At 68.4% G+C, this 10546-nt stretch carries 10 protein-coding genes and 2 tRNA genes; 8 read left to right on the forward strand and 4 right to left on the reverse strand.

Annotated elements, in window-relative coordinates; all coding sequences use genetic code 11:
* Positions 1 to 231: transposase (locus BMW85_RS47840; protein ID WP_143082678.1), on the forward strand; the 231-nt coding region annotated here is incomplete at its 5' end.
* Between the two features lie 104 nt (positions 232 to 335).
* Here the strand turns inward: BMW85_RS47840 and BMW85_RS47845 are convergent.
* Positions 336 to 896, reverse strand: a complete 561-nt coding sequence (locus tag BMW85_RS47845; protein ID WP_091094423.1) for an NUDIX hydrolase — start codon at positions 894 to 896, stop codon at positions 336 to 338.
* Positions 893 to 2149: a zinc-dependent metalloprotease gene (locus BMW85_RS47850; protein WP_091094424.1), complete on the reverse strand. Its 1257-nt coding sequence runs from the start codon at positions 2147 to 2149 to the stop codon at positions 893 to 895. Before BMW85_RS47850 ends, BMW85_RS47845 begins: the two co-directional genes overlap by 4 nt.
* Positions 2150 to 2279: 130 nt before the next feature.
* Between BMW85_RS47850 and BMW85_RS47855 the strand changes: the two genes are divergently transcribed.
* The 7 genes from BMW85_RS47855 (at position 2280) to BMW85_RS47885 (ending at position 9254) form a co-directional block, all read left to right on the forward strand.
* A complete protein-coding gene (locus tag BMW85_RS47855) occupies positions 2280 to 3353 on the forward strand; it encodes an NAD-dependent epimerase/dehydratase family protein (RefSeq protein WP_091094430.1) in 1074 nt (357 codons plus the stop codon).
* A gap of 62 nt (positions 3354 to 3415) precedes the next feature.
* Positions 3416 to 3841, forward strand: coding sequence for a molybdenum cofactor biosynthesis protein MoaE (locus BMW85_RS47860; RefSeq protein ID WP_091094425.1), 426 nt, complete (start codon positions 3416 to 3418; stop codon positions 3839 to 3841).
* A 10-nt stretch (positions 3842 to 3851) separates the two neighbouring features.
* A complete protein-coding gene (locus tag BMW85_RS47865; RefSeq protein ID WP_091094431.1) occupies positions 3852 to 4895 on the forward strand; it encodes a YlbL family protein in 1044 nt (347 codons plus the stop codon).
* A 164-nt stretch (positions 4896 to 5059) separates the two neighbouring features.
* Positions 5060 to 8023: a UPF0182 family membrane protein gene (locus BMW85_RS47870; protein ID WP_091094426.1), complete on the forward strand. Its 2964-nt coding sequence runs from the start codon at positions 5060 to 5062 to the stop codon at positions 8021 to 8023.
* A gap of 57 nt (positions 8024 to 8080) precedes the next feature.
* Positions 8081 to 8157 (forward strand) — tRNA-Met (locus tag BMW85_RS47875).
* Between the two features lie 107 nt (positions 8158 to 8264).
* Positions 8265 to 8341, forward strand: a tRNA-Met gene (locus BMW85_RS47880).
* Positions 8342 to 8438: 97 nt separating this feature from the next.
* The gene (locus tag BMW85_RS47885; RefSeq protein WP_091094427.1) at positions 8439 to 9254 is read left to right on the forward strand and encodes a hypothetical protein; all 816 of its coding nucleotides are present in this window, start codon (positions 8439 to 8441) and stop codon (positions 9252 to 9254) included.
* A 55-nt stretch (positions 9255 to 9309) separates the two neighbouring features.
* Here the strand turns inward: BMW85_RS47885 and BMW85_RS47890 are convergent, their stop codons facing one another.
* Positions 9310 to 9498, reverse strand: a complete 189-nt coding sequence (locus tag BMW85_RS47890) for a hypothetical protein (protein WP_091094428.1) — start codon at positions 9496 to 9498, stop codon at positions 9310 to 9312.
* Between the two features lie 73 nt (positions 9499 to 9571).
* Positions 9572 to 9979: a hypothetical protein gene (locus tag BMW85_RS47895; protein WP_245775500.1), complete on the reverse strand. Its 408-nt coding sequence runs from the start codon at positions 9977 to 9979 to the stop codon at positions 9572 to 9574.
* Positions 9980 to 10546: the final 567 nt, after the last annotated feature.

A 10546-nucleotide genomic window follows, 5' to 3' on the forward strand; every position in this document is an offset into this window, starting at 1 on the left:
TGGCTGTCCACCCTGCCGGCCGGCATCCGGCTGCGGGACCTGGTCCGCCTGGCCAAGATCCGCTGGCGCATCGAGCACGACTACCGCGAACTCAAGACCGGCCTGGGCCTGACCCACTTCGAAGGACGTTCTTGGAGCGGGTGGCATCGCCACGTCACCCTTGTCTCGGCTGCCCACCTGTTCCTCACAGAACTGCGGTTGACCAGCCCAAAAGTGGTCGGCGGGGGCTGACCTTCTACAAGATCTTGCACATGCTTCAGGTGCTGTTAGCCACCTGGAGCGGTCGCTGCCCCACCTGCCATCAACGACCGCCATAACGAACTAACAAAGTACTACTAGCCAACCCGGCCGGAACGTAGGCCGAGCACCGCCTGTCCACGTCTGGCCAACCGGCGCGTCGCCTCGTCGGAAAGCTCGGGGATCTCCTCGACGGGGAACCAGCGCAGATCGAGCGACTCCTCGCTGATCACCGCCTCCGCGCCGGGCGGGGCCACAGCGGCGTACTCGACGTCGAGATGCCAGCTCGTCGGCGGATGGCACCACACCTCGTGCTTGTCCACGGCCAGCGGCCCAGGCAGCAGCTCAAGGTCGGAGATGCCGGACTCCTCCCGCGCCTCCCGGAGGGCCACCTCGGCCAGCGAGGCGTCGGAGGGCTCGCAGTGCCCGCCCATGGGCAGCCACATGCCGGCCTTCGGATGCAGCGTGAGCAGCACCCGCGCACCGTCGTGCGAGAGCACCGCGGTGGTCGCCGTCAGGTGCCCGGGCACGCAGGCGCGCAGCATCGCGTCGTCATGGTCCCGCAGGTGGCCGAGGAACTCGACGCGCAGCGCCTCCTCCTCGGGCGTTGGCGCGGCCCAGGCCGACAGCACCGAGACCGCGTCGCCGTGCAGGCTCAACTGGCGCCGCCCTCGCTGTTCCCCTCGCCGTTCCCCTTGTCGTCCCCTTCGCTCTCGCCCTTGCCGTCGTCCGGCTTGCGCTCCAGCTCGGAGATGTCCCACGCCTGCTCGCCCCGGACGAACGCCTCGGGGTCGTCGAGGTCGTCGGCCGTCGGCATCAGGTCGGGGTGGCCCCACAGCGCGTCGCGCCCGTCGACGCCACGCGCCTCCTCAAGGGCCCGCCACAGCGCCGCCGCCTCTCGCAGCCGCCGGGGCCGCAGCTCCAGCCCCACCAGCGTGCCGAAGGTCAGCTCGGCGGGCCCGCCGGTGGCCCTGCGCCGGCGTACGGTCTCGGCCAGCGCGACCGCCGACGGCAGCTTGCCCGAGGCGCTGCGGTCGACCACGGTGGCGACCCAGCCCTCGACCAGCGCGAGCGCCGTCTCCAGGCGGGCCAGGGCGGCCTTCTGCCGCTCGGTCTCCTCGGGCTTGAGCAGGTTGCCCCCGCTCAGCGCCTCCTGGATGGCCTCGGGGTTGTTGATGTCGAGCCCACGGATCTGCTCCTCCAGCTTGGAGGTGTCGACCGTGATGCCCCTGGCGTATTCCTCGACCGCGCCCAGCAGATGCGAACGCAGCCACGGCACGTGCTGGAACAGCCGGTGGTGCGCGGCCTCGCGCAGCGCCAGGTAGATCCTGATCTCCTCGGAGGGGATCTCCAGGCCCTCGCTGAAGTGGGCGATGCCGCCCGGCAGCAACGCCGCCCGGTCGGACAGCGGCAGGCCGATGTCGGTCGTGCCGACCACCTCGCGGGCGAGCGAGGCGATGGCCTGGCCGATCTGCTGGCCGACCATCATGCCGCCCATCTGCTTCAGCATGCCCATGAGCGGGCCGGCCATCTGCTGCGCCTCGGGCGGCAGACCGGCGCCGCCGAGCGCGCCGCCCATGGTGTCGACCATGCGCTGGGCTATGGGTTCGCAAAGCTTTCGCCACACCGGGACGGTGTTCTCGATCCACTCGGACCGGCTCCAGGCCTGCGGATTCGACACGCCGCTGGGCAGCGTGGTCGCCTCGTTCAGCCAGAGGTCGGCCAGGCTCAGCGCCTCCACGATCTGTCGGCGCTCGCCTTCCATGACGCTCGGGTCGCCCTCGGCGACCACGGCGTGCCTGGCGATGTTCTTCGCCATGTCCCAGTTGACAGGGCCGGAGCCCTGAGGCGCCGACAGCATGTCGGCGAACTGGCGCATCGCCTGAGCCATCTGCTCAGGATCGCCGAACATGGCGAACGGGTTTTCGTTGGGGTCGTTTTCACGACCTGGCAGGTCAGTCACCGCTCTACCTCGTGCAGGATGGAGGAGTCCACATCCGCCACGTTAGTCGTCCTGCGGCGGATCAGTGCAAAGTGAGGACCTGGTGCCTACCTCGAAACGCCCGCGCCAACCCGTCGTCGCCGTTACGGGCGCGGCCTCCGGCATAGGCCGGGAGCTGCTCGCGAAGCTCGTGTCCTCCGCGGATTTCCGCAGGGTGGTGGCCATCGACGAAGAACGCGGCGACATCCGGGAGGCCACCTGGAGAGTCATCGACGTACGAGATCCGCTCTTGGCGAACCGCATCTCCGACATCGACGTCCTGGTCCACCTGGCCGGCGACTACGCCCTCGACTCCGACCCGGTCGAGCGGCGCGCCTACAACCTGAGGGCGGCCCAGACCGTGCTCACCGCCTGCGCCGCGGCGCGCGTGCGGCGCGTGGTGCTGGTCACGAGCGCCATGGTGTACGGCGCCGCGCCCGACAACGAGGTGCCCCTGGCCGAGGACGCCCCGGTGGCCGCCGAGCCCGACACCGGCCTCGTGGGCGACCACCTGGAGATCGAGTCCCTCGTACGCCGCTCGCTGCGCAGCCACCCCGGCCTGGAGGTGACCGTGGTCCGCCCGGCCGCGATCGTCGGCCCCGGCATCGACACGGTGATCACCCGCCACTTCGAGTCGCCCCGGCTGCTGACCGTCAAGGGCTGCATGCCGCGCTGGCAGTTCTGCCATCTCGACGACCTGATCTCGGTGCTGGAGCTGGCCGCGCGCGGCGTCGTCACCGGCGTGGTGGCCGTCGGCAGCGACGGCTGGCTGGAGCAGGAGCAGGTCGAGGAGCTTTCCGGCATCCGCAGGTTCGAGCTGCCGGCGGGGCTGACGTTCGGCACCGCGCAGCGCCTGCACCGCCTCGGCATCACCCCGGCCCCGGCCACCGACCTGCACTACGTCGTCTACCCGTGGGTCGTCGACTGCGTGACGCTGCGCGAGGCCGGCTGGAAGCCCGCCTGGACCAACGAGGCGGCCTTCCGCCAGCTCCTGGAGCTGCGCGAGGACGCCACCACCGTGGTCGGCAGGCGGCTGCCGGTCAAGGAGGCGACCCTCACCGCCGCCGGCGCGACCGTCGCGGTCATCGGCACCGCCGCGATCGTCCGTCAGGTACGCAAGAAGCGCCGCCAATAGCGACTGACGCAGGGCCCGGCGGGCGACGAGAAGCGGCGACGGCGGAAAGGTAGTCTTGCGGCGTGGACGTCATCCGGTTGCTCGCCATTCGCGACACCCCGCTGTCCGTCGACGAGGTGCTGGCCGCCGTGGGCGACCACGCCGCGGGCGGCACCACCCTCTTCGTGGGCACCGTGCGTGAGCAGGATCACGGTAAGCCCGTGACCAGGCTCTCCTACTCGGCCCACCCCACGGCGGAGGCCGAGCTGCGCGCGGTCGCCGACAAGATCGCCGCCGACTTCCCCCTGACGGCCCTGGCCGCCGTCCACCGCGTGGGCGACCTGGAGCTGGGCGACATCGCCGTGATCGTGGCGGTCGCCGCGCCCCACCGCGACGAGGCGTTCCGCGCCTCACGCAGGCTGATCGACGACCTCAAGGCGCAGGTCCCCATCTGGAAACACCAGGAGTTCGCCGACGGCGCGACCGAGTGGGTCGGCGCCGGCGAATAAGCTCTTGACCATGTCTCGACGCGCCCTGACGCTGTTGCTCGCGGGATTCCTCGTGCTCGCGTTCGGGGTGGCGGGCGCCTTCCGTCCGGTCCCTTATGTGGTGCTGAGCCCCGGTCCGACCGAGAACACCCTCGGCGAGCTCGAGAAGAAGCCGGTGATCGCCATCTCCGGCCGGCAGACCTATCCCACCAGCGGCGCGCTCAGCCTGGTGACCGTCGCCTACCAGGGCGGCCCCGCCGCCCAGATCGATCTGCTGACGGCGCTGCGCGGCTGGATCGATCCCGACGTGGCCGTGGTCCCGCAGGAGACCATCTTCGCTCCCAACCGCGACCCGAAGGAGGTCGAGGAGGAGAACACGGTGGAGATGACCAACTCTCAGGACTCCGCGACCGCCGCCGCGCTCAACGAGCTCAAGATCCCCTACAGCATGGTCGTGACCGTCGTCTCCACGGAGAAGGGCAAGCCCGCCGACGGCAAACTGCTGAAGGGCGACGAGATCACCACGATCGACGGCAAGGACGCCAAGGACGTCGACATCGTCAGCAGCACCGTCAAGGCGCACAAGCCCGGCGAAGAGGTGGTCTTCGGCGTCCTGCGGGGCGGGCAGAAGATCGAGGTGCCGCTGCGGCCGATCGCGGGCCCGAAGGGGCAGCCGCAGGTCGGCGTGCTCATGCAGACCAAGTACAAGTTCCCGTTCGACGTCGACATCAACGTCGGCGACGTGGGCGGGCCGAGCGCCGGGCTGATGTTCTCGCTGGGCATATTCGACAAGCTCACGCCCGGCGAGCTCACCGGCGGCAAGAAGATCGCCGGCACCGGCACCATCGAGCCCACGGGCGAGGTGGGCCCGATCGGCGGCATCCAGCAGAAGATGATCGGCGCGAAGAAGGCCGGCGCGACGGTGTTCCTGACGCCGGCCGACAACTGCGGCGAGGCGGTGCAGGCGGCGCCCGACGGGCTGCGGCTGGTGCGCGCCGACACGCTGCACGCCGCGGTGCAGGCGCTCGACGCGCTCCGCACCGGCGCGGGAAACGTCCCCGCCTGCCCTTCCTGAACCTGTGACGTGGGAGACAAACCCGCGGACGAGGAAACTTTCGCCCTCCGCCGTGCGTTAGCCGTACGGCTGGCCTAGCGGTGTAGGTTGCCAGACACGAACCGTTTCTTCATTACGACGAGGGGTTGGCCTTGAGCTTCCGGACCCCAGGAGCCGGCAGGGCGATGCGCTTGCCCCGCCGTCCGCGACTGCTTCTACCTGTGGCGATCGCCCTAGTGGCGATCGTCGCGTTGTTCTTCCTCTTCAGCGGCATCTATACCGACTACCTGTGGTTCGACGCAGCGGACTACACGTCGGTGTTCACCGGCGTCGTGCTGACCCAGATCGTGCTGTTCCTGGTCGGCGCGCTGCTGATGGTCGTGATCGCCGGCGGCAACATGCTGCTGGCCTTCCGCACGCGGCCCATGTTCGGCCCCGCGATGTTCGGCGGAGCCAGCGGAGCCGACCGCTACCGCATGGCGCTCGACCCGCATCGCAAGCTGATCTTCATCATCGGCATGGGGCTGCTCGCGCTGTTCTCCGGCTCGTCCTTCGCCGGTCAGTGGCAGACGTGGCTGCAGTTCGTCAACGGCCAGTCGTTCGGCAAGAAGGACCAGCTCTTCGAGTTCGACATCTCCTTCTACATGTTCGACTATCCGTTCATCCGGATGGTCCTGAACTTCCTGTTCACGGCGATCATCATCTCGATCCTGCTGGCGGCGATCACCCACTACCTGTACGGCGGCTTCCGCCTGCAGTCGCCCGGTCTGCACGCCTCCCGTGCCGCGCGCGTCCACCTGTCGGTGCTGCTCGGCATCTTCGTGCTGCTCAAGGCCATCGCCTACTGGATCGACCGTTACGGACTGGTCTTCTCCGACCGGGGCTTCGTGCACGGCGCGTCCTACACAGACGTCAACGCGGTCCTGCCGGCCAAGACCATCCTCGCGATCATCGCGCTGATCTGCGCCGCGCTGTTCTTCGCGGGCGTGGTGCGGCCCGGCGGCATGCTGCCCGGCGTGTCCTTCGGCCTGCTCGTGCTCTCGGCCATCCTGATCGGCGGCGTCTACCCGGCGCTGGTCGAGCAGTTCCAGGTCAAGCCCAACCAGCAGGGCAAGGAAGCGCTGTACATCCAGCGCAACATCGACGCCACCCGCGAGGCTTACAACGTCGACAAGACCGAGGTCGAGACGTACAACGCCCAGGCCGACCCGGCCAAGGTCCAGCCGGGCGGCGACACCTCGGTCTCCGGCGTGCGGCTGCTCGACCCGGCGCTGGTCTCCTCGACGTACGAGCAGACCCAGCGCATCCGAGGTTTCTACAACTTCGCCGAGCCGCTCGACGTCGACCGCTACCCCGACGCCAACGGCAAGATGATCGACCACGTCGTCGGCGTCCGCGAGCTGACCGGCCCGCCCGAGGGCCAGAACAACTGGATCAACCGCCACCTCGTCTACACCCACGGCTACGGCTTCGTCGCCGCGCCCGGCAACAAGGTCGACAGCAGCGGCCTGCCCGACTACGACGCCAAGGACATGCCGGTCACCGGCCCGCTCGCGACCAGCACCAACCTCAAGGAGCCGCGCGTCTACTTCGGTGAGGAGCCGTCCTCGGCCGAATACGTCATCGCCGGCGGCAACCCCAACCGGCCGCAGGAGCTCGACTTCCCGCAGACCGGCGGCACCGGCCAGAAGAACACCACCTACACCGGCGGCGGCGTCGCCCTCGGCTCGTTCTTCAACCGCATGCTCTACGCCGCCAAGTACAGCGAGGCGAACATCCTGCTGTCCGGCGACGTCAACACCGACTCCAAGATCCTGTACGAGCGTCACCCGCGGGACCGCGTCCAGAAGGTCGCGCCGTTCCTGACGCTCGACGGCAACCCTTACCCCGCGGTGGTCGACGGCCGCATCGTGTGGATCGTGGACGGCTACACCACGTCCAACGACTACCCGTACTCGCAGAGCGAGAGCCTCGGCGACATGACCCGCGACACCTCCAGTGACCGCCGCGTCATCGCCCAGCAGCCGACCGACCGCGTCAACTACATCCGCAACTCGGTCAAGGCCACCGTCGACGCCTACGACGGCACGGTCAAGCTGTTCGCCTGGGACACCAACGACCCGGTGCTGCGCACCTGGAGCTCTGCCTTCCCCGGCGTCATCCGCCCGGCCTCCGAGATGAGCGCCGAGCTGAAGGCGCACGTCCGCTACCCCGAGGACCTGTTCAAGGTGCAGCGCTACACCCTGTCGCGCTACCACATCACCGACCCGTCCGCCTTCTACAGCGGCCAGGACTTCTGGAACGTCCCGGGCGATCCCACGCAGGGCGACAAGAACACCAAGCAGCCGCCCTACTACCTGACCACCACGATGCCGGGTGAGGAGCCGACGTTCTCGCTGACCACCACGTTCGTGCCGCGTCAGGGTCCCAACCTGGCGGCGTTCATGGCGGTCAACTCCTCGGCCGAGTCCGGCTACGGGCGCATCCGCATCCTGCGGATGCCGTCCAGCACCCCGATCCCCGGCCCCGGACAGGCACAGAACGCCTTCCAGAGCCGCTTCGCCGGCGAGCTCAACCTCCTCGGCGTGGGCGCCTCGTCGGTCCGGTACGGAAACCTGCTCACGCTCCCGTACGCGGGCGGCCTGGTCTACATCGAACCGGTCTACATCCAGGTGACCGCGGGCGGCGGGCAGGAGCCCTACCCGATCCTGCAGCGCGTCCTGGTGTCGTTCGGCAGCAAGATCGGTGTGGGACGCACCCTGACCGAGGCCCTGCAAGAGGTCTTCGGCGCGGAGCAGCAGGAGCAACAGCAACAGCAACAGGAGCAGAACAACCAGCAGCAGGAGCAGAGCCAGGCCAACCAGGCCAACACCGCGCTCAGCTCCGCGATCACCAACGCGCAGAAGGCCTACGACGACGCCCAGAAGGCGTTGCAGGCCAGCCCGCCCGACTGGGACGCGTACGGTGCGGCGCAGAAGCGGCTGCAGGAGGCCCTGAAGGCGCTGGAGGGCGCGAACCGGCAGCAGCCGGACGCCTCCGCCAGCCCGTCACCGTCAGCGTCGCCGTCGGCTTCACCCTCGGCCTCGCCGACGGACTCGCCGCCCGCCACGCCGTCCCCATCGGGGTCGGCGGAAGCGGGAGGCACCTAGCCCTCCGGTTTGCATCCACCCCGCGTTGCCGTCTAGTCTTTAGATGCAACACAGCGACGCGGGGTGGAGCAGTTCGGTAGCTCGCTGGGCTCATAACCCAGAGGTCGCAGGTTCAAATCCTGCCCCCGCTACCAGCGAAAAACGAAGGCCCGGGAAACCGGGCCTTCGTTCGTTTGCGGGCCAGGTTCGTCCCGGTACAAAGCACTCTCGCAAGCCTGTATAGTTTACAGAGTCACACCGACGCGGGGTGGAGCAGTTCGGTAGCTCGCTGGGCTCATAACCCAGAGGTCGCAGGTTCAAATCCTGTCCCCGCTACCAAAGAAGGCCCTGGTCACCGAGAAATCGGAGACCAGGGCCTTACTCATTCCCAGGCTTGACCGCCTGCCGGCGGGGTTTTTCCGTAAGGATGGGCCCCATGGGACTTTCGACGCCGAAGCGGTGGGCCGTCCTGACGGTCGCCGTGCTGCTCGCCTCCACACCGGTTCCGGCTCAGGCCTACACGGATCCGGCAGGTGCGCTCAAACGGCATCTCCGCGCCGGCCACGGCGTACGGGTCTCCGAGGCCACCCGCATCATGCTCGGCAAGCGGCCATCGGAGACCCGGATCAGCGGCCGGCTCCGGCTCGCGTCGACGGGCCCCGCCGCGGCGCAGTTCACCTGGTGGACTCTCCCCCGCCAGGAGACCTACCGCGTGATCCGCGTCGGCTCGACCGTGTACGACGGCAGCAACGCGCATCCCGGGCCGATCCCCGACGGCAAGAAGTGGATCCGGTTCCCCAACAAGCACCGGGGAGTCATGGCCCGCGACCTGGCGGCCGACGCGAGCCAGCAGCCGATCAACGTGTACGACCCGTCCACGCTGAAGGCCGTGCTGAAGCGCTCGACCCGCAAGCCCGGCTTCCTCTACCAGGGCACCATGAGCTACCAGGACCTGGACAAGATCACCAAGACCCCTCTGTACCACTGGACCAGCGGCCGCCCCTTCGGCCCGAAGAGCAAGGGAAAGATCACCTGGAAGCTCTGGACCGGTCGTGACGGGACGCTGAAGCGCCTGATCACCACGGACACCGAGGCGAGTCTGGTCAAGCGGACCGACACCCGCTACTCCGCCTGGGGCTCCCGGGTCGTCATCACCGCGCCGCCCGCCGACGAGGTGATCGACGAAGCCGACCTGCTGGAGCACATCCGCAACGAGAACGAGCCCATCCCCGAGGACGAGGGCAACACCTGACCGGCCTGAGGTCCCCGGCCGCCCGGCCGGGGACTTCGCCGTTTCCTGCGGTGACTCAGAGGCGCCTGACCATCAGGGCGACCGCCTTGTGCACGGCCCACCCGATCAACAGGAAACCGAAGACGATCTGCGCGACGTGCATCCATGGCGCGGAGTCGTCCGTGTAGAGCACGACGCCCACCCACAACAGGCCGAAGATCCCGACCAGGAGGATCGCCGCCCAGTTCAGCCTCCGTTGCCACATATCGGCAGTCTGGCAGTCCAGGGTGAAAGGACAGGTCTGTCCGCAGTCGCCATCCAGTCAGGTCTGGCGCGCCTCAGCGCCGCAGGGTGCGGCGGGTGCCGGCGCAACGACGCAGCCGCGGGCCGCGCGGGCTCGGCGGAACGGGGTTGACGCCGCTCTCCATGCAGGCGAGCAGGGCGGCCGCCGTGCGGGCATCGGCCAAGATGCTCCGCACCTCTTCGTCGTCCTGCGGAAGCTCGCCACGCCGGGCCAGCTCGTCCCGTACGAACGACAGGGGGTCCGCCTCGCCCGCCAGCTCCGCCGCGGCACTGGCTCGCGCGGCCGTCAGCAACTGCAGGTAACGGGAACGCTGAACGGCCTCCCGCGTGTGGGCGTGCTCAAGGTCGTCGATGAGGGTCATGGCCACCCGCAGCAGGTCTCCGGCGCTGGTCCCCTTGTCGGCGAGGAAGGCGCGGATGTCGTCGAACTCCGAGCGGGTCATGGCGGACACCTCCGAGAGAGCGCTCTGCTCGTGGAGTACTTCCTACCGGGGAGCGATTGCGGATGACTTGCTGTGCGCTTGACCCGGCCTGTCGCGTGGGCGAAGCATGGGAGAGGTTTGGGGGACAGCAGGGGAGGGAAGGACCATGTGATTACCCGAGTTGCGCGAAGCACCGCCGATCGGCTGCTAGAGTTGCTTCGCGCGGGACGCCCGGGGCTCACGGAGCTCCAGGAGTCGGCCCGCAAATCCCACTGATGGAGCTGGACCGACCACTTCGGACGGGCTGGTAAGTTAGAGGGGTTGCCCCGGAACGGGGCGCGGATTAATTCCAGCAGGTCGAGCAAGTCCGGTCAATTTGACAGAGACTTGAACGGCTGAAAGAATTAAGACACAACGAAGACGAAATGAACGCCTCCGAGGCGGGGCCCGCAAGGGATTCCGATGAGGAAGTACGCGTCCGTTTCTTGAGAACTCAACAGTGTGTTAAAAGCCAGTGCATGTGCATCACACATGTATGACCCCGTCATTTTTGACGGATTCTTGCTTGGATGATTCATCCGGACAAGC

This window comes from Nonomuraea wenchangensis (genome assembly GCF_900111685.1).
Taxonomy (GTDB): domain Bacteria; phylum Actinomycetota; class Actinomycetes; order Streptosporangiales; family Streptosporangiaceae; genus Nonomuraea; species Nonomuraea wenchangensis.